The sequence below is a fragment of the Synechococcus sp. R6-5 genome (assembly GCF_047461775.1).
In the GTDB taxonomy this organism is placed as follows: Bacteria; Cyanobacteriota; Cyanobacteriia; order Thermostichales; family Thermostichaceae; genus Thermostichus.
The window spans coordinates 1-19,490 of the sequence record NZ_JANSHV010000046.1 but is presented as its reverse complement, the minus strand read 5'-3'; the positions used below and the strand labels follow the sequence as shown (position 1 = coordinate 19,490).

Here is a 19,490-nt window from a genome sequence, read left to right as displayed (position 1 = left end):
CTTCGGGGGGATCCCTAGAAATTGGAAAAGAAATTGGAAGCGAACTGAAGCTGGGCCTGGTTATCAGGCGGGCAGCGAAAGCAACGGCTGAAACGCTCCAGAAATCGGCCTGCTGGCTGGGGAAAGTCTGGGAAAGTGAGGTCTGGATCCCCGGCAGCCACCGCTGCCCAAAAGTAGCGCAATCGTGGGGCCAAGGCTTGTGCTTGTTCCAGAGGCAGATTCAGCGGCGCAGAAGTTAAAAACTTAACCACCGCTGGTTCACTGCGCTGGGCCATCCATTCTCGCGAGAACGCCTGCAAATCGGGCCAATCCGGCAGGGCTCCCACCCGGTAGCTCTGGATATGGACTTGGATTCCGGTCTCTCGATCCGACCGGATCTCGACAAGGCGGTAGGGGTGGGGAAAGCTGACCAAAGAGCCGGTGGTAATGTCGTAAACCCCCCCTCGTCGGGCGATGTGCTGGATATGCAGATGTCCGGTGAACACCAGTTGCACCCCATAAGCTTGCAGCAGCCGCCGCAACTGAGAGGCATTCTCCAGCATGTAGCGACGCCCCCAGGGATGGAGAGACTGGCCGCGCAGATGCTCGACCACATTATGGTGCACCATCAGCAGCACCAGCTCTTCCTCGGCTGCCGCCAATTCTTTCTCCAGCCAGGTCAGTTGTTCTGGGGTTAGACACCCCACCAATTGACCCTGAGCATCAAAATGGTTGGAATTGAGGCCGATCAAACGGATCCCTGGCCGCAGAACCCGGCTGTAATCCAAAGACTGCCCATCCTCGTAGCCAAAAGCTCGGTAGTAGCGGGGAAAATCCGCCAAACCAATAGAGCGCCCGCTGGCCTCGGGCTGGGGCACATCGTGGTTGCCGGGCACCACAAAAGCCGGAAAGGGTAGTCGAGCCAGCCGCTCTGCCAGCCATGCATGGTTTTCCGGCTCCCCATGCTGGGTCAGATCCCCCGGCAACAGCAGAAAATCCAAAGGCAACTGCACCAGATGCTGCAAAACCTGTTCCAGAGCCGGGATGCTCACCTCTACCAGGTGAAATCGGCTGGGGTGATCCCAAAGGGTGGAAGGGAGGGTGACGTGGGGATCGCTCACCACAGCAAAGCGGATCTGCACGGATTACTCCCCTTGACAACAGCAAGCAGATAGAGCCTTCGGCCCACCGGGGGGACAAGCGCTTCTGCTATTCTGGCATCCATCACGGGATCCCGATTATCTCAGGAGCACAGCATGGTGGCCCAGGTGATTACCATCGATCACCCTCTGGTGCAGCACAAGCTCAGCCTCATGCGCCGTGTTGAAACTACAACCGCCGACTTCCGAGCGCTGATGCGGGAGATCAGCCTCTTGATGGCCTACGAGGTGACCCGCGATCTGCCCCTCAAGCTACAGCCCATTCAAACCCCGATGGCCCCAATGTTGGCGCCGATGTTGGCGGCAGAGAAAAAGTTGGTGCTTGTCTCCATCCTGCGGGCCGGCCAAGGGCTCCTCGACGGCATGCTGGAGCTGATCCCATCAGCACGGGTGGGGCATATCGGCCTATATCGGGATCCCCATACCCTGATCCCCATCGAGTACTACTTCAAGGTGCCCACCGATATCGAAGATCGTGAGGTGCTGGTGGTGGATCCAATGTTGGCCACCGGCCATTCGGCAGCAGCGGCTGTAGCGCGCCTACGCCAAACCCGACCCCAGTCGATCCGCTTCATCTGCCTGGTGGCCGCCCCAAAAGGGATCCGGTATTTCCACGAACAGAACCCAGATGTGCCAATCTATACCGCTGCTGTAGACGATGGCCTAGACGAGCACGGCTACATCCTCCCCGGCCTAGGAGATGCAGGGGATCGCCTGTTCGGCACCCGCTGATGGGAGAGTGCCATGCCTACAGCACCCTATGTTGCTGCGCCACACTGAACGGGAACCGCACCGCTGTCGCAATTAGGAAGTTGGGTTGGGCGCCAACAACTGTTCCCCCCTCAACATGCGGGCAGCAGCGCTGAGCAGCTCCTCTTCCAGATAGGGCTTGGTGAAGTAGGCAGTTGCTCCCAGCTCCCGTGCTGTTTGCCGGTGCCGTTCTGCCCCCCGCGAGGTGAGCATGGCAACCGGGAGATGCTTGAAGTTGCTGTCTTCCCGCAGGCGGGTGAGCAGTTCTAGGCCGTCCATCCGCGGCATCTCGATGTCGCAGAAGATGAGGTCGCAGGGCAGGCCGCCGCGCAGCTTTTCCCAGGCATCCTGGCCATCCCGCGCCTGTTCCACCCGGTAGCCCACCTTCTGGAAAGACATCGAGAGCAGCTCCCGAACGGTGATCGAGTCGTCCACGATCAACACGGTGGTCTGGCGCACCTCTTCTGGGGTTGGCTCCTCATCCCGGTGATCCAGCCAGAAGCGGTTGAGATCCCGACGGCGACCGTGGGCTATGTCCACCAGCTCGATGATGTCGGCAATCGGCAGCACCCGCCCGTTCCCCAACACCGTTGCCCCAGAAATGCCCGGCGGCTTGGGCACAGGCCCGCGCAGTTGCTTGATCACGATTTCCTGCTCTTCCACAAAGCTGTCCACCTGCAGAGCAACATACTGACCGGCACTTTGCAGGATGACAATGGGAATGATGCCCTCATCCTGAGTGATGCTGTACACCTCAGAACGGCTGCGGCTGTGGCTGCGGCTGTAGGCCAGCAGATTCGAGAGGGGCTGGAAGGGAAGGCGCTGATCCCGCCAGAGAATTGAGGGCCGCCCCTGCTCATCCGGCTGAACTTCGTCGGCAGGAACATCCAGCATCTCCTCCACGCCATCCAGGGGGAAGGCGATCAGGGCTTTGTCGCTGACACACACCATGGCCTTGGAGATGCTCAGGGTGAGGGGGAGGCGGATGGTGAAGGTGGTTCCTTTGCCCCGCACAGAATCCACTTGGATACTGCCGCGCAGATCGGTGATGTTGCGGCGCACCACATCCAAGCCAACCCCCCGCCCGGCCAGATCGTCCACCTCGCTGGCCTCGCGAACGCTGAAGCCGGGGTGGAAGAGAACGTTGAACACTTCGTCTTCGTCGGCTTGCTCCGACAGCAGCCCCAGCCTTTGGGCCTTGGCCTTGACCTTCTCCACCGGGATCCCGGCGCCGTCGTCCGAGACGATGATGATGGTTTGGTTGCCCTGATAGAAGGCCTTGACGGTGATCTTGCCCTCAGGGGGCTTGCCCGCCCGCCGCCGCTCCTCAGGGGTCTCGATCCCGTGTACCAGGGCGTTGTTCACCAAGTGGGTCATGGGGTCATAGAGCTCCTCCAGGATGGCCTTGTCGATGAGCGTGTCACGGCCTTCCACCACCAGGCTGGCCTGCTTGCCCGTTTTGATGGAGAGATCCCGAATGGCGCGGGGCAACCGATCGGCAACTTGCGAGAAGGGCACCATGCGCGCCCGGTTCAGGCCCTCTTGCAGTTGGGTGGTTACCTGCCGGAATTGGCGGGTGATCTGCTCGGCCTCATCCACGGCAAACTCGATGTCGGAGGAGGACTCGCGCACCCGCACGATGAGCTCAATGATCTCCTGGGCCAGAGCGTGGAAGGCCGTAAACTGATCCATCTCCAGCTTGTCGAACTCTTGGCCGGAGGAATGACTCCGCCTTCCTCGGCTGGATCCCTCCCCATTTCGACCGAAGCCCACCGTTACCGTGCCGCCATAGGCTGAGCTGCTGCGGCTGGAGAACAAAGCCGATTCCAGCAAGGAGCGGTCATACTGATCCCGCATGCGCTGGCCCAGATCCCCTAGCTGTTGCACACGGCCCAACAGGCCATCCAGAAACTGGCGCAGACGGGTTTGGTTTTGCTCCATGCTGTTGCGGATGACCACCAACTCTCCCACCAGGTTGTTGATGGAGTCGAGGTGGCGCACCTCCACCCGCATCACAGGGTTGCTGAGGGCAGCAGTTCGCCGTGAAGTCGGCCCAGTTGCCGCCGGGGCAGCTGCTGCTGGGGTGGGGGTTGCTGGAGCAGCAGCGGCAATTGGCGGCGAAGGTGCTGGCGCCGCAGCAGGTGCTTGGGCAGGAACCTCGAGATCGCCCAGGAGCGATTCCAGCTGGGCTGCAAAGTCGTCAGCAGCCTCGCCGCTCGCGGCTGCAGGGGATCCCACAAGGGGGGCGATAGCCTTTTCTAGCTCAGGGGTTACCGCCGGCTCGGCAGCGTCGAAGAGGGCGGCCAAATCGTCCAAACGGGGAGCCGGAGCAGCTTCCAGCGCCTCTTCCTCTGGGGTCTCGGCCTCGCCAACAGGAACGGCTAAGGATTCATCCTCTGCAAACAGGCTGGCCAACTGGCTTTCCAGATCGTCCTCCGCAGGCTGGAGGGCATTTTCTTCCTCCAGTGCGGCAACCGGCGGCTCTGGCTCAGACACGGGCACTTCCGCCAGGCTGCTCGCTTGCAAAGCTTCTGTGTCCTCCAGGAAGGTGGCAAGATCCAAGGGGGGTTCTTCTTGGGGCGCTTCCCCTTCCGCAAAGAACTGGCTCAACTCATCCAGATCCACCTGGCTGTCGCTATCCATGGCCGAGAGGGATCCCCTGGCCCCCAGGCTCAGTTCTTCTGGGTCGGATTCCTGGGTGAATAGGGCATCGAGACGGTCGAAGGAGAGCTCGGGGGAAGGGGCGACTGCCTCCTCAGCCGTGGGTTGCAGGTCTGCGAAAGACTCCTCCTGGACCGGGAACAGATCCTCCAGAAGCGCCCACTCCTGGGCTTCTGCTGTGTCCCCAGCTGCTGATTGGGTCAGGGGGATGGAGTCCCCATCGGACGCCTCCTCGAGGGTCTCGCCGGCGAAGAGATCCCCTAGGCTCAGCTCGGCTCCGAAGTCTGGAATTGGCGATTCCCTCGGCTCATTGGCCATGTCGGGCGACGTGGGGAAGGGTTCGCCGATAAAGAGATCCCCCAGTTGCTCAGCTTCGGCAGCATCAGCCTCAGCGATGTCCAGGGATGGGCCAAAAGAGGGATCCAAAAATACGGAAGGTTCACTTGCTTCCGGCATCGACCAAGCCGGATCGGCTTCTGCCGCAGGGGTGGAAAAAAAGCTCTCCAGGCTGTCTTCGGCAGTATCAAAGGCAGCAGAGTCGGCGAACTCTGAGGATCCCACCTCGTCGGATCCCGACTCTGCCAGATAATCTGCTGGGATGGAAAAATCCTCCGGCTGGATATCTGCGGGAAATTCAGCCCAAAGGTCTGCTGCGATTTCCCCGTCCTCAAGGGCTTCCTGAAGGGGTGGGGACGGTTCAGCCGCCCAAGGATCGGCCTCCGGCTCACCAGCGGGAACGGCCTCCAAGTCCGGAAGCTGAGACCCTTCCTGCCGGAAAGCACTCTCTACGGGAAGTTCCTCCAGCTCAAATAGGGCCTCTACCCCGGCACTTGCGGCTTCATCTGGGACAAAGCCGGATCCCTCGCCCATTTCCGCAGCAACGCTCTGGGCAGTCGGCTCCTGTTCAGCATCCCAGGCAGGCTCAGCAGAGACAAACCCCTCTGCCCCTTCACCCACCACTTCGGCAAACAGCTCCGCCAGATCGGCCTCAGCTCTCTCCTCATCCAACCTTGGGCTCAGATCCTCAAAGGTCTGCAAGAGGGGCTCAGGAGAGGAGGGGATCAGCTCCGTTGGGAACTCTTCGATATCGGATAGCGCTTCTGCGTTGGCAAACAGCTCGTCAAAGGCTGAGGTGGCTTCTTCCTCCAGATCCAAGGGAGTGGCATAGAGCTCCGCTCCGCTAACGCGACCGAAGTCGTCCGCAACAGAGGCCAAGTCAGCTCCCTGCCCGTCCTCTTCTGGGCTTTCTGCCGGCACGGCAGCTGTCCTCCAGTCTTCCTCCCAAGCCGCTTCGGCTCGGATCCCTGGCCAACTCAGATCCAGATCCCCCTCTTCCGCGGGAGCAGATCGGTGCTCTGAATCTGTTCCCGCCAGCGGGACGGAGTCCTCAGCAGTGCCCACTTCCCATAGGGATGAGAGCTGTTCCGCCGCCAGATCTCCGCTTGCCTCTGCGCTCTCCTGCCCCGGCAACCGGTCGGCTCCGAGCTCATCTCCATCAAAAGAGGTCTCGGCGAGGGTTACCGCCTCTGGCACCGGCTCAGCTTCCCAGCTCAGATCGGGGGCAGCGCTTTCCTCCGCAGGGATCCCAGCAGCCGCAGCCCAATCCTCCGAGGCACCCTCCTCGGGTTGGGGGAACAGCGGCTCTGCCTCAGACCCCCAAGCAAGACCAAGCTCGAAGGGCTCAGGGACTTCTGGCTCTTCAGGGGCTGCCGGAACAGGGCGGAAAGCCAGCAGCTCAGCCGAGGGCTGAATGGTGTTTGCCGCTCCATTGGCCAGAGCCTGGTGGGCTTGCTTCAGATCTCGCAGCACCGGCAGGGCCAACTGCCGCAAATCCTGGCCGGGATCCGCCAAAATCTCGCCCACCAAGCGGGTCAAGTCTGTCCAGCCTCCCAGTTCCAGAGCCGAAGATTGCCCCAAATCCTGCAAAGATTGGGCCAGAGCTTGCAGGGCCGGTCGAGTGGCCGGGTCGTCAGGACGTTTGAACAGCTCCAGCATCTGGCGCAGCAGGGCCGGGATCTGCTGATGCACCACCACCTCAAGAGGATCCGGTGGGGCAGGGGGAGCGGCAGGGCGAGCCAATTGTTGCAGTTCTGAAGAAGGGGCAACCTGTTCGGCCTTGCCGTCTAGGATGAGCTGCTGTCCCTGCTTCAAATCCCGCAAGGCAACCAAAGCCAAAGTTCGCAGGTCGACATCGGGGTTGCCCAGGGCTTGCTCGAAAGTTTCCGTCAACTGTTGCCAGCCCGCCAGATGATGAACTTGTCCGATCTCCTTGAGAACGGCATTCGCCGCTGCCAAGCGCTCTCGGACATCTGGCTGATCCCGTTGTTTAAACAGCTCCAGCATCTGGCGCAACTGCTGCGGCACCACCTCCGCCATGTCCTGCTGTAGGGTGCGAACCGCCGGCGACGAGACGGGAGTTGGAGCAAGGCTGGGAACAGTGCCCTCGCCAAGAAGATTTTGAATGTGCCTTTCGGTCTCTTGAAAAACCGGCTCCAGTTCCGCCAGGGTGGTGTTGCTGACTTCTTGGGTGAGGCCGCGGGGGCTCTGCAGCTCCTCCAACAACATCGAAAGCCCATCAAAGGCCCGCAGCAGCAGGGTTTCCAGGTGCTGATCGACAGGCACTCCGCCTGGACGGGAGCGAAAGATGTTGAAAAAATCTTCCATGCGGTGGGCCGTCCGTTGGATGCTGGTGAGGCCAAGCATGGCAGCTCCCCCCTTGATGGAGTGAGCAGCTCGAAACAGCTCGTTGATCAGCTCGGGATCGCTCATGCTGTCCCGCAAGCTGAGGAGCACTTGTTCAATCGTTGCCAAGTGGTCGCGGGCTTCTTCGATGAAATAACTGAGGATCCGCTTTTGTGCTTCTTCATTCATGGCAAGAGGCCCTTCCTACAGCCCACAGGTATGCATCAGTAATAGCAGACCGGACAGATTGAGGCTCGCCTGAGCGAAGAGTCCGGCCAAAAGTCGGAACAGGGGGATCCCAGTGGCATTTGCTAAGGATCGATAACGTCTCCTGCATGGGGATCCTTGTCCCTAGAATGCCCTCAAAACAGCAGATTTGCTCATTCATCCCCAACCCGGAAGCGACCGACAGAAGTTTGCAACTCGCGGGCGATGCTCACCAACTGTTGGAGCGAAGCTGCCACCTTCTGCGCCTCCTTAGAGGTCTCGTTGGCGGTCAACTCCACCGATTGCATCACCTGCGCCACAGAGCGAGAGGTTTCCGTTTGTTGCACGGTGGCCTGAAAGATCGCCCGCACCAACTCGTCGATCCGGCGACTGACCTCGATAATCTCGTCCAGGCTGTTCTTGGCCTGCTCGGCCCGCCGCGTCCCCTCGATCACCAGTTGGGTGCCTTCTTCCATAGCCGTCATCACGTTGCCGGTTTCCGATTGAATCTGCAACACGATCTGCTCGATCTCCTTCGAGGCTTTGGCAGCTCGGTCGGCCAGTTGTCGCACCTCATCGGCCACGATGGCAAAGCCCCGTCCCGATTCCCCGGCTCGTGCCGCCTCGATGCTGGCGTTGAGGGCAAGCAGGTTGGTGCGCGAGGCAATTTGAGAGATCAAAGCCACAATTTTGGAAATTTCCTGCGAGGATTCCGCCAATCGCTTCACTTTGCGGGTGGTTTCTGCCACGGTTTCGCGAATTTCCAGGATGCCACTTACCGTGCGATCCACAGCTTCTCCACCCCGAGCGGCTGCTTCTGTGGCTTGGGCAGTCACGTTGGCCGCTTCGCGGGCGTTGCTGGCCACCTCTTGAATGGAGTCCGTCATCTCCTGAATGGAGTTGAGGGAGTTGGAAATCTCCTCCGCCTGGCGCAAGGCGTCGGCAGAGAGGCTGCGGGCAAAGTCCTCGTTCTGCAAGGCGGCATCGTTCACGGCGGCGGCGGCCCGCTTCACCTGGCTGACAATGTCTCGCAGACTGCGAATGGTCAGGTTAAAGGAGTCGGCCACAGCCCCCAGCACGTCGGCAGTCACCTCTGCCCGCACGGTCAGGTCTCCACGGGCAGCTCCTTCCACGTCGTCCAGCAGGCGAATCACCTGGCGCTGTAGGTCTTCCTTAGCTTGCCCTTGCTCGGCAGCCCGCTGGCTCAGTTCGGTGAAGTTGGCTTCAAGGGCAGCCGCCATCTGGTTAAAGCTGTCGGCCAAGCGCCCCAGCTCATCGTGGGTGTTGGCTGTGGCTCGTACTGAATAATTCCCCTGGGCCAAGGCGGCAAAGTGGCCGGCCAGCTCTTGGGCGGTGGAGCGAATTTGTTTGGCACTGCTGGCCCCGAGGATAACCCCTGCTCCTGTGCCGATCAGCCCGCCTCCAATCACCCCGGCAATCAAGCGAGCTCCCCCATTGGCCGGGATCCCAAGGCCAATCGCCAAGCCGGCAGCCAAACTCACAGCTCCTTGGATAAGCGCTATGGCCAATTGCCGATCCCCAATCGGTCGGTTGGCGATCCCAGCAGAGGTTCTTGCCCCTTGTTCACCTACACTGGGAATAGGGAGGGAGGCCGTGGGCAGCAGAACTTGGGCCGCTCCGCTGCCGGTCTCCGCCATTGGGCTCATCCCCCCAATCGCCCCCTCATCTGGGCGGAAGGCACCCACCGGCTCACCGCCATCCATGCCGGCAAGTTCGCGATCCAGGCTGTCTAGCTCGTCAAGCTCGAAGAGGGCAGAGCCGGGACTGGCAGTATCTTCATCGGGGGCAGGGATCGGCTCACTCATGGGGGCAGCCAATTCGGTCGGCAGGCTTTCTTCCAGGGATCCCCCTTCCTCTTCCTCAAGACCGGGCAGGGAGAAGCCCATCTCATCGGGAAAATCGGCATCGCCGGCCAACTGCGTAATGGAGTCGGAGTCGCCTTCTAGGGCTTCCAGATGCTCTCGATCGAACTCGTTGAGGAAGGCAAAGTCATCTTCGACCACCGGATCGGTTTGAGGCCCGCCCTCTTCCGAGCCTACCCGTCGCGAGGTGGCCGGTGGTGTTACCCGAGAATGGGTCGGCATCGGGTGAGATAAACCCAGCGGATCAGCCTCCGGCATTTGCAGCCCGGTCTCCAAGGGATCCCTGAATCTCTCTTCCCCCATGAAATCGCTGCCAAGGCTGTCTGCCTCCAGTGGAAAGGGATTCTGAGCAAAGGGATCCGCCTCCTCTTCCCCCATCTCCTCGAACTGCAAGAAGGGATCGGGAGCAGAGAAAGCCTCTTCCGAAAAGGCATCCGACCCAGGTGCAAACTCATCTGGAGAGCGAAACTCGTCCGCTTCTGGGGAATCGGGAAGATCCGCCAGCTCCGGCGCCATTTGCAACAGCTCTTCTAGACCCTTCCGGGCCGACTCCAGCTCATCGGGATCACTGGCTGTTTGTAAAATGGTGTTGTAGGTTTGGCGAGCTTCCAACAACTGCCCAGCTTGTTTTTGTGCCAAAGCCAGCAGCAGCTTGACAGCAGTATCTTGCGGTTCAGCAGCGGCCACTTGGTTGAACAACCGCACCGCCCGGACGTAGTCTCCCTGCCAAAAGGCGGCCATCGCATCGGTGTAGTCTCTCTGACTGTTCGCGCTCGGAACCATGGATCCTCCCTTCACTGCTTGCCTACCTCTGTTCACGCGTCAACACAGATGCAAACGGAACGCCCCCAACACCTCAAAACCCCATGGATGCAGGCTATCCCCCCTTTTCCACATTCAGTCAAGCAAGAGTGGGCCTTTCTGCCGCCGTCTCAGGGCTTACCCTCAACAGCCTCGACACGCATCGGTAGGGGATAGATTTGGTCCAACTTTCCCCATTGTGGCTGGAGTTAGCTTGGATCTTTGATAGGAACTATACACTTTCCTCCCGCTGAGCTCCCAGGGGGCCGTCTGTCAACCCCAACGATTGGATCGCAGGATGGCCGACTGATCCAGCAATGGCAAGCGCGATCCCGTTCCGGGCACCACCCATTCCCCTCGCAAAAAAGGAGCCATGGACTCAGGAGCCGTGAGGGCAGGCCGCACCAATTCAGTCTTCAGCCACTCCATGCCTACAATTAAATCCACAGCCAAGCCCATGAGCAAATCCTGTTGATCCATCACGGCCACCACAGGAATCTCGGCTCGGTCGATGTTCAGGGGCGGGCTGATCCCCAAAAATTGCCCCAGGTCTGCAACCCAGATGATCTCGCCCCGCAAATTCAGCGTGCCCAGCAAAACTGGGTCCACATTGGGCATGGGGGTGATTTTCTCTGGGCCAATGCTCATCACCTCCACAACCGATACCGCTGGCAGCGCAAATTCCTCCCCGGTGGCAATCTTGAACTTTAGGAATAGCTCACCTTCGGGAGCCTTCATCTCCCGCAACTCTTGGGTCTCATCCCCCATCAATAAATCCAGATCCCCCAGCATGATGCTCCCCCGCATGGATAGTCTTGTGGACTGTTGATCCCGCCCCCCTCCCTGCTTAAAACGCAGAGTCGTTCTCAGGACCTACCGAAAGGCGTGGAAGCAGAAGGGGCAGCTCTCAGCCTCTCAGTAATTGCTTAATCGTACCCACCAGTTCCTGGGGCTGGAAAGGCTTAGCAATGTAGGCATCCGCTCCCTGGCGGATCCCCCAGTAGCGGTCAAATTCTTCGCCCTTGGAAGAACACATGACGATGGGCGTTTTTTGGGTGAGAGGGTCGGCCTTGAGAAGACGGCACACCTCATAGCCGTTCATGCGCGGCATGACGATGTCCAGCACGATCAGGTCGGGTTTGTTTTGCTTCACCGCCTCTACGGCCTCCACCCCGTCTTCCACAGTCATCACCTCGAAGCCGTTTTCCTGCAGCAGCTTGCTGATCATCTCCCGCTGGGATTGGCTATCTTCCACCACCAAAACGCGACTCATTTCCGATTCATCTCCCGCAATTGATGTTTGATGGTCGCCAGGAGCTCTTGGGGCTTAAAGGGCTTGGTTACATAGGCATCCGCCTGGTTGCGCCTGGCCCACTCGATATCAAAGGTCTGGTCTTTGGTGGAACACATGACGATGCGAATGTGTTTGGTACTTTCATCCCCCTTCACTTCCCGGCATACCTCGTAGCCGTTCATGCGCGGCATGACAATATCCAGCACCACCACATCAGGCTTCTGCTGGCGAATGCACTCCATTGCCTCTACGCCGTCTGTTGCTGTGGAGACTTCCAAACCGTTCTCGGAAAGCAAGCTGGAAATGGTCTCCAGGTAGGTACGGTTGTCATCCACCACCAGCACTTTGCTCATCGCCGTCTTGCTCCTTTTGCACTCCCGCGCAACCGTCGGGCTGCTTTGACTGAGATTTCGCCTTCTAACCTCACCCGGCTCCATGGCTCCAAGTCGGCCATGCTACCCCTATTGTTTCGGTGAGGCCACTCTTCTGTCCAGTACCCCGCCCACAGTCCTCTGTGCCAACATTTTGGCTACCCCAACGCCTATTCGCCACCGCCCCGTTTGGGGGGAGGGCCCACGTAGGATTCGACAATGGTCAACAACTCCTTTTCCGCAAAGGGTTTGCTCAAAAATTCGTTCGCTCCGGCCATGCGGGCCTTAATCCGGTCGGTAAAACCATCCTTGCCGGTCAGCATAATCATGGGGGTTTCGCGGAACTGGCTGGATTTGCGCAACATGGCGCACAGCTCATACCCATCCAACTTGGGCATGGCCACATCACAGAGGATCATATCTGGGTTGAGGAGAAACACCTGTCCCAAGGCTTTGAGAGGATTGCCGATGGTGGTGACCTGGTAGCCCTCGTTTTGCAGGATGAACTCTACGGTTTTTTGGATGGCCATGGAGTCGTCGATGCAAAGGATGTGGCTGGGCTTATCGCTGGGTTTGAGGGGACGGCTGGGCTTGGGCTCCGCGATCAAGACGGGCTCGGACAGTTGAATGGCCCCTTGGCGGACGTAGGGATAGATGGCCTTGGCCACCGCCAGGGTGTCTCGACCCAGGTAGCGACCCATCTGGCGAATGCTGGTTTTGCCGTCTGACCACTCGCTCAGGGCTTTGAAGACGGGGGCGGGCAGGTTTTGCTGGAGCGGCAGGGGGTTGACGATGGTGGGAGCTTGGTTGGGAGCTTGGATGTAGGGGTGCAGCTTTTTCCACTCCTGCACTTGGGCTACGATCTCGGTGAGCAGGGGGGTAACGGGGAAGGTGGTCAATTGGGGGGCCAGGGGGGATCCAGCCTCGAAAATGAAGGAGCCGTGGTGGAGGCTAAGCAGGTCGAAGAGGACTTCCCGCACCATGCCCAGCAGGATTTGCTTGCCCTGGTTGGGGTTGAGCTTGTGGCTTTCCAGCAAAGACCAGAGGCGGTTGTATTCGGGGGCGTTGACCGCGGCTTTGTGGGGAATTTGAATTTCCTCCAGGGCGGCTTCCAGCTTGAAGCGGTGCAGATAGTCTCTGAGGCGGGCAATGTTCCCTTCCGTTTCAGAGGCGTAGATAATCCGCCCATTCAGGAAGAAGACAAACCAGTAGACAGAGGGGCTGGCCTCTACAAAAAGCTCACCGGTGCGCTGGCCCAGCTCGATGAGCTGAAGGATGCTGCGGATATCGATCTCTTGTAGTTTTCCTTGCATGGGATCCCTGCCTGCAGTCCAGCAAGATACGTCCATTATGACGCTAGTCTTTAACCGTTGCTGCCCCGCCGGTAAGGCCATTTTCGGGAAGAGGGTTAAAGTTTAAAAAAGTTGGGGTTTGACTTGGGCCGAGCGCCTGCATTCCCCGAGGTATCTCTGGACTCCAGCAGACCCTCCCAATTAGAGCAGAATGGAGAGAACTGCCACCAGTAAACCTGTTCTTTGAGTAACCTATGCTGCCAATTCTCACCTCTTGGGTGCTTGGCCCACTGTTGGCGCTCTACACCCTCCTGTTTGTGCTGCGCATCTTTCTGTCGTGGTATCCGCAACTGGATACTTCTCGGTTGCCCTACTCGTTGGTGGTCGGCCTGACGGAGTTTCTGTTGCGCCCGACCCGTCGCCTGATCCCGCCTCTGGGAGGTGTGGACATGGCCCCTGTGGTTTGGGTGGGCCTGGTTACCCTGTTGCGGGAGGTGTTGCTGGGGCAGCAGGGGCTGCTGACAATGGCCCTGCACTGAGAGCGTTTTTGCCAACCATCTCTCATCGACTCTGCAAAATTGGGATCCGCTCGCCGAGGCTCTGGAAAGGCTGGCCCTCGGCGCCTTCTCGGAGCTCCTCCTGTCTCTGTCGCAGTTGCCGGATCAGCTCCGGCACCACCTGGTAGAGATCCCCGACAATGCCGTAGTGGGCAAATTTGAAGATAGGAGCGGCGCTGTCTTTGTTGATGGCAATGATCGTCTGGGATTTGTCCATGCCCACGCGATGTTGAATGGCCCCAGAAATGCCGCAGGCGATGTAGAGCTGGGGGCGGACGGTCTTGCCGGTTTGGCCCACCTGGTGGGCATAGGGGATCCACCCAGAATCCACGGCCTTGCGGGAGGAGCCGACAGCGCTGTTGGGAAAACAAGCGGCCAACTCCCTCAACAGCTCAAATCCCTCTGGGGATCCCAGCCCGTAGCCGCCGGAAACAATTACCTTGGCGCGGGTGAGATCCACCGCCTGGGACAGGTTGCGCACCGTTTCCACAATCTGCAGGCGCAGATCGCCGGGATCCAAGTTGACCGGCACCGGGATCACTTCCCCCTGGCGGGATCCATCCCAGGGCAGAGGCACCATCACCCCTGGGCGCACCGTGGCCATTTGCGGGTTTTTCCACGGGCCGAGGATGCGGGCCTTGAGAGATTCGCCAAAGCTGGGCCGGATGGCATAAAGGCAGTCGGGGAAGAAGCCGGACTTGCTGGGATCTTTGCTGTTGGTGTACTCGAAGGGGCCAATGTCCAGCTCGGTGCAGTCAGCGGTCAGGCCGGTCTCCAGGTGGGCGGCCAAGCGGGGGGCCAGATCTCGCCCGGTGGTGGTGGATCCCAGCAGGATGGTGTGGGGTGGTTGGGGCCAGCTTTTGATCAAGTCTGTGATCACCCGGCGGTAGGGCAGGGTGCGGTATTCGGCCAACTCGGGGTGATCGGCGATGAAGACTTGATCTGCCCCGTGGCCGATCAGAATTGGGGGCAAGTGGGCAATGTTGTATCCAAGCACAAGAGCGCTCAAGGTGGCTCCCAGCTTATCGGCCAGCCGCCGCCCGGCCCCCAACAACTCTAAGCCAATGGGCTGCAGTTCCCCGTTCACCTGCTCGGCGAAGACCACTATCCGCTTGCGATCCATAAAACTGTGACTCCTAGGTTGAGATCGGGATTGAATCGGGTTGGGGTTGCGACGAGGTCAGCAGAGTCCTTCTGGGTCAACTTTTCACCGCAGCCAGCTGGCCTGGGGTCGATGATCAGACAGTGATGATTGAGGGGCGATGGGGGGCCGGTGGGGCGCAAGATGTAAAGATCTAGGAGGTTGCGGCGTAGCGGGAGAGGTCAACGGCCTGGGTCAGTTGGTTGACCAGTTGGGGGACGGATTGTCCCTGAAAGACCTGACAGTTGCCGCCAATTTCCCCCACTTTTTCGGTGGCAGCCACGATGGTTGGGGATCCCTTGAGACCGCAGCGCTCCGGGTCTGCCCCCACATCGTCCAAGTTGAGGATCTGGATCGCCTCGGCCCGTGCCGCCTCATCCCGCATTAGCCGCTGCACCCGCTGCACACCCCGTAGAGTGGGGTAGGCCAAACGCCGAGCGGAATTGGCCACCGTAATCAAAACCGGCAGGGGCACCATTACGATTTGGGATCCCCCTTCAATGGCCCGCCGCGCCACCAGGATCCCATCCCGAATCTCGAAGGCTTCGCAATAGGTGACCTGAGGGATCCCCAACCGCTCCGCCAACTGCGGCCCCACCTGGGCCGTATCGCCGTCGGTGGTCTGGAGCCCGCAGAAGATCACATCGGGCCGGCCAGCATAGCGAACCGTCTGGGCCAGAGTATAGGCAGTGGCTAGGGTATCGGAAGCGGCCAAGCGGCGGTCGGTCATCAAAATACCCCGATCCACCCCGTGGGCAATGGCCTCGTAGAGCACCTCAATGGCCGGGGGTGGCCCCATTGTAATTGCCGTTACTCTCGCCCCGTGTTGCCGTTTGGTTTGCAGAGCTGCTTCCAGTGCATAGCGATCAAAAGGGTTTAACATCCGCTTGGCCTTGGCGCGATCGATCGTGCCGTCACTGTTGATGCCGGCCTTGGCGTTTTGATCGGGAACTTGCTTAATCAGAACAAAAGTTTCCAAGGGCCTAAACTCCCTAGTGATCCCCTCCAGGTTAAAAGGGATCCCTGAGCACCACAAACTTATTCAGCTTTTTTTCGGGATCGGAAAAGCCACCCCGGCATTAAGCCCTCATAAGCTGCCTTTCCCAGCACATTGGTTTCCCAAGTTTAAGTAACCTTAAACAAAGTTTGAGATATTTCCTCACTGCTCTGGGTCGCTTGCGGTTCTCCCCTCAAGAGAAATTTGGGCTCCCTCCTGTGAACAGGACAAGCTTTGGGAATATCTCGCTTGGATGACAGAGCCAATCGCGACAGCGGGCCGTAGGCCTTTGAGCTACGTCTCTCACCGGTCATCGAGAAAAGTTGACCAGCTGGCAGGAAGGGCTAGCTGTCTGCAAAAGTCAACAGACAGAGGCCTCAAAGTTGGTACCGGATCATCCAGATCAGCCGATCATCCGCTCGGATTTTGGGGGAAGCAGGCTGTTGTCAAACACTTTCTTCAAAGGGGGCTTGCTAGACAAGCCAAAGCCATCCACCACCTGAGCAATTGAGGTTTCCATACGCGCGGGCACCACATCCCCCAAGCCAATTTCTCGCACCTCATCGGTAACAAACAGGCGCGGCATTGCCAGGGTAAGGCGCAATTTCTCAATTGCCGTATCCAGCACTTGTCCGTCGGCCTTGGCTTTGTCCAGAAGGGCCAACATATTGCCATCGGTATCACGAATAGTGTCTTGCCAACCCTTAACATACGCCCGCAAAAAAGCTTTGAGCTGCTCCGGTTTTTCCTGCAGCAATTGCACACGAGTGATGAGCGCATTGCCGTACAGCTCAAGGCCATAGTCGTTGTAAAGGAAAGCCGTGATGTCCTCCAAGCTGACGCCGCCCCGCACCAGATTGGGCATGGCTGAGGTCATAAAGCCGCTGATGGCATCCACCCGACCTTGGATGAGGAAAGGTTCGCGCAACTGCGGCTCCATAGTTACCCACTCCACCGAGCCCGGATCGATGCCGACTTGCTTGGCAAAGACCGGCCAGAGCCGACGCGGCGCATCCCCTGCCGGTGCTCCTAGCTTCTTGCCCGCCAGTTGGGCCGGCTCCCCAATGCCCTTATCTTTCAAGGTGTAGATGCCAAAGGGAGAGCGATTGAAGTGGACATAGATCGCTACCAAGGGCACGTCCGGATTTTTGGCATTGAACTCGATCATGGAGTAGGGATCCCCTTCCCCCAGGTCGTACTGGCCAGCGGCAATCTTGGTGATGGAATCGGCGGAGCCATAGCCGCGCTCGTAGGTGACCTCCAGCCCCTCTTCGGCGAAGTAGCCCTTCAAGATCGCCGTTACAAGGGGGGTATCCATCGAAGAGGGCAACCAAGAGAGGGTAAACTTCAGGGGCGTCAGTCCCTGGGAAACCAGAAGCGGCCCGCGGCTCTGAGCCCTCGCCTTTAGCCCTCCAACGGCAACCCAAGAGGCAGCCGCAGCAGCAGATTGAAGGAATTGACGACGCGACGATTTCGGGATGGACATACTAGTAAACTCCACAGCAGCTGTCTCAGCAGAAATCCGCAAGCGGGAAGGCGAGCATTACCGCCAAACAACTTAGCAAAGCAGAGTTAAACTTTTGTATTCGGTGATACTTTGTACCCAAAAGCTTGGCCTAAAGCTCTGTCCCGTCAATTTGTCAGAGCCATCTTCGCAAAGCAGGCGAGCAAAAGCAAAGTTTGGCTGGAGGAGCATCTATTCTTTTGTCAGATTTTGTCAGAGCCGGTTGGCTGTCGATATGATGATGCTTTTACTGCCCCAGGCATCCCTGGAACCTCTCTCGACGTCTGCCGACACGAACAGCCATGGCCACTCAACCCGTATCCACCTCGCTGATTCGGTTTCTCACCGCCGCCGTAGCCGAGAGCATTCGACGGGCCTCAGAGGCGGGGCAACTGGGATCCCTGGCCCCCCAGCAAGCCACAGCGATTGCCCCCGTGATCCAGATCCCCAGCGACCCTCGCTACGGCGATTACGCCTGTCCCACCCCCCTGGGCATGGCCAAGCTCTGCCGCCTAGCACCGGCCCAGATCGCCCAAACCCTGCAAAAACACTTGGATCTGCCGGACATCGAAACTCAGGTGGCGGGAGGAGGGTATCTCAACTTCCGGCTGGGGGATCCCTTTTTGGCCGAGCGCCTGCAGGAGCTGCTGCATCTGGGAGAACACTTCGGCAAAACAGCCACCCCCCATCCCGAGCGCATTCTGCTGGAGTTTGTCTCCGCCAACCCGACGGGGCCTTTGCACGTCGGCCATGGGCGCTGGGCTGCCGTTGGCTCTACGTTGGCCAACTTGCTGCACTGGACGGGCCACCAGGTGGAGCGGGAGTTTTACATCAACGATGCCGGCAACCAGATGCGGCTCTTGGGCCAGTCTCTGGAGGTGCGGGTGCGGCAACTGCAGGGGGAAGAGGTGGCTCTGCCCGAAGATGCCTACCATGGCAGTTACTTGGTCGATATTGCCCGGCGGCTGTTGGGTCAGGTCAAGGCCGGGATCCGCCCTCTGCCCACCACCCTAGAGGAGTACACCGATTTTGCCTATGGGGAAATGCTGGCCTGGCAAAAGCAGACCCTGCAACAACTACGCACCGAGTTTGATCACTGGTTTAGCGAGCGCCGCCTGCACACCCCCGATCCCCAGACAGGCCTGAGCGCCATCCAGCAAGCTTTGCAGGAGCTGCAAGAGCGCGGCTTTCTCTACAAAGCCAAAGCGCCGCGGGGTGAGGATCCCAAGCCAGGGGCCGAAGAGGCCGTCTATTTCAAAACCCAAGAATTTGGCGACGACAAGGATCGGGTGGTGCAAAAGGCCGATGGTTCGTTCACTTATCTAGCCGCCGATATTGCCTACCACCGGGATAAAGTGCAGCGGGGATATCACCGGCTGATCAACATTCTTGGCTCGGATCACCATGGCTATATCGGCCGCTTAAAGGCGGCGGTGGGTGCCTTCAGCCCAGATGTCAAGCTGGAAATCTTGATTGGACAATTTGTCAAATTGTTCAAAACCGACCCGCAAACCGGTGAGAAAACCGAAGTGCGCATGTCCAAGCGCACCGGCAACTTTGTCTCACTCAATGACCTGATCGAAGATCCAGAAATTGGCGTGGGGGTCGATGCAGCCCGCTGGTTTTTGCTTAGCAGCAGCATGGACAGCCCCATCAACTTCGATTTGGATTTGGCCGTCAAGCAAACTTTCGATAACCCGGTCGTGTATGTTCACTACAGCCATGCCCGCTGTTGCACTCTGCTGCGGCGGCTACAGGAAGAAGAAAAGGTTGAACTGACCAACAAAGTCCCTTTGACGGAGCAACAAAAACTGCCCTACAAAGAGCCAGAAGAGCGGGCCCTGCTGCTGCGCTTGTTGGCCTTGCCGGATGAGCTGATCGCCGCTGCCGAAGAGCGCGCTCCCCACAAGATCATCCGCTATGCAGAAGCCATCGCCGCCGATTTCAACAAGTTTTACGACAACTGCCGTATTTTGCCGCTCTTGAAAGAGGATCCCCTTTTGGCCCAAGCCCGCATCCAATTGGTGCAGGCCACGCAGCAGGTTTTGTTTAACGTCCTCACCGGCATTCTCGGCCTGAGCGCGCCGGAGTCTATGTGATTTACGAAGGAGTGCCGTAAGGCCCCCAGCTCACGCTCTGGGCGGAAGCCAGCTATAGCGGTCGCGAGTAGGTCAATTGCAATAAACCGTTCCACAACGCATAGTCATTTAT

The 19,490-nt window shown here is 59.2% G+C and carries 13 protein-coding genes; 3 read left to right on the top strand and 10 right to left on the bottom strand.

The window, feature by feature from the left end; translation table 11 throughout:
- Positions 1 to 14: 14 nt before the first annotated feature.
- Positions 15 to 1,121 (bottom strand): metallophosphoesterase family protein, encoded by a 1,107-nt coding sequence (locus NW818_RS02530; protein ID WP_414423754.1) that lies wholly within the window; start codon positions 1,119 to 1,121, stop codon positions 15 to 17.
- A 114-nt stretch (positions 1,122 to 1,235) separates the two neighbouring features.
- Here NW818_RS02530 and upp point away from each other — a divergent pair, with 114 nt between their 5' ends.
- Entirely contained in the window at positions 1,236 to 1,871 is a 636-nt protein-coding gene (upp, locus tag NW818_RS02525; RefSeq protein WP_414423753.1) for a uracil phosphoribosyltransferase, read from the top strand.
- 72 nt (positions 1,872 to 1,943) lie between these two features.
- Here upp and NW818_RS02520 read toward each other — a convergent pair whose 3' ends face one another.
- The 6 genes from NW818_RS02520 to NW818_RS02495 form a co-directional block, all read right to left on the bottom strand.
- A complete protein-coding gene (locus NW818_RS02520) occupies positions 1,944 to 7,421 on the bottom strand; it encodes a response regulator (RefSeq protein ID WP_414423752.1) in 5,478 nt (1,825 codons plus the stop codon).
- A gap of 191 nt (positions 7,422 to 7,612) precedes the next feature.
- Positions 7,613 to 10,105 carry a methyl-accepting chemotaxis protein gene (locus tag NW818_RS02515; protein ID WP_414423751.1) on the bottom strand — a complete coding sequence of 831 codons (2,493 nt, stop codon included), beginning with the start codon at positions 10,103 to 10,105 and terminating at the stop codon, positions 7,613 to 7,615.
- Positions 10,106 to 10,396: 291 nt separating this feature from the next.
- Positions 10,397 to 10,915 (bottom strand): CheW domain-containing protein, encoded by a 519-nt coding sequence (locus tag NW818_RS02510; protein WP_414423750.1) that lies wholly within the window; start codon positions 10,913 to 10,915, stop codon positions 10,397 to 10,399.
- Between the two features lie 115 nt (positions 10,916 to 11,030).
- Complete coding sequence (locus NW818_RS02505) at positions 11,031 to 11,396, bottom strand: response regulator transcription factor (RefSeq protein WP_011433531.1); 366 nt, start codon at positions 11,394 to 11,396, stop codon at positions 11,031 to 11,033.
- Positions 11,393 to 11,770, bottom strand: coding sequence for a response regulator (locus NW818_RS02500; protein WP_414328794.1), 378 nt, complete (start codon positions 11,768 to 11,770; stop codon positions 11,393 to 11,395). The genes NW818_RS02505 and NW818_RS02500 overlap by 4 nt, the downstream gene beginning before the upstream one ends.
- Before the next feature lie 188 nt (positions 11,771 to 11,958).
- Positions 11,959 to 13,101, bottom strand: coding sequence for a response regulator (locus tag NW818_RS02495; RefSeq protein WP_414423749.1), 1,143 nt, complete (start codon positions 13,099 to 13,101; stop codon positions 11,959 to 11,961).
- 233 nt (positions 13,102 to 13,334) lie between these two features.
- On the opposite strand from NW818_RS02495, the gene NW818_RS02490 reads away from it, so the two are divergent.
- Entirely contained in the window at positions 13,335 to 13,619 is a 285-nt protein-coding gene (locus NW818_RS02490; RefSeq protein WP_011433534.1) for a YggT family protein, read from the top strand.
- 22 nt (positions 13,620 to 13,641) lie between these two features.
- Here the strand turns inward: NW818_RS02490 and NW818_RS02485 are convergent, their stop codons facing one another.
- The 3 genes from NW818_RS02485 to NW818_RS02475 form a co-directional block, all read right to left on the bottom strand.
- Positions 13,642 to 14,760, bottom strand: a complete 1,119-nt coding sequence (locus tag NW818_RS02485) for an electron transfer flavoprotein subunit alpha/FixB family protein (RefSeq protein WP_414423748.1) — start codon at positions 14,758 to 14,760, stop codon at positions 13,642 to 13,644.
- A gap of 172 nt (positions 14,761 to 14,932) precedes the next feature.
- Complete coding sequence (locus NW818_RS02480) at positions 14,933 to 15,757, bottom strand: electron transfer flavoprotein subunit beta/FixA family protein (RefSeq protein ID WP_414342635.1); 825 nt, start codon at positions 15,755 to 15,757, stop codon at positions 14,933 to 14,935.
- 421 nt (positions 15,758 to 16,178) lie between these two features.
- Positions 16,179 to 17,261, bottom strand: a complete 1,083-nt coding sequence (locus NW818_RS02475; RefSeq protein ID WP_414423747.1) for an ABC transporter substrate-binding protein — start codon at positions 17,259 to 17,261, stop codon at positions 16,179 to 16,181.
- A 320-nt stretch (positions 17,262 to 17,581) separates the two neighbouring features.
- On the opposite strand from NW818_RS02475, the gene argS reads away from it, so the two are divergent.
- Positions 17,582 to 19,378 carry an arginine--tRNA ligase gene (gene argS, locus NW818_RS02470; RefSeq protein WP_414423746.1) on the top strand — a complete coding sequence of 599 codons (1,797 nt, stop codon included), beginning with the start codon at positions 17,582 to 17,584 and terminating at the stop codon, positions 19,376 to 19,378.
- The last annotated feature ends 112 nt before the right edge of the window (positions 19,379 to 19,490 follow it).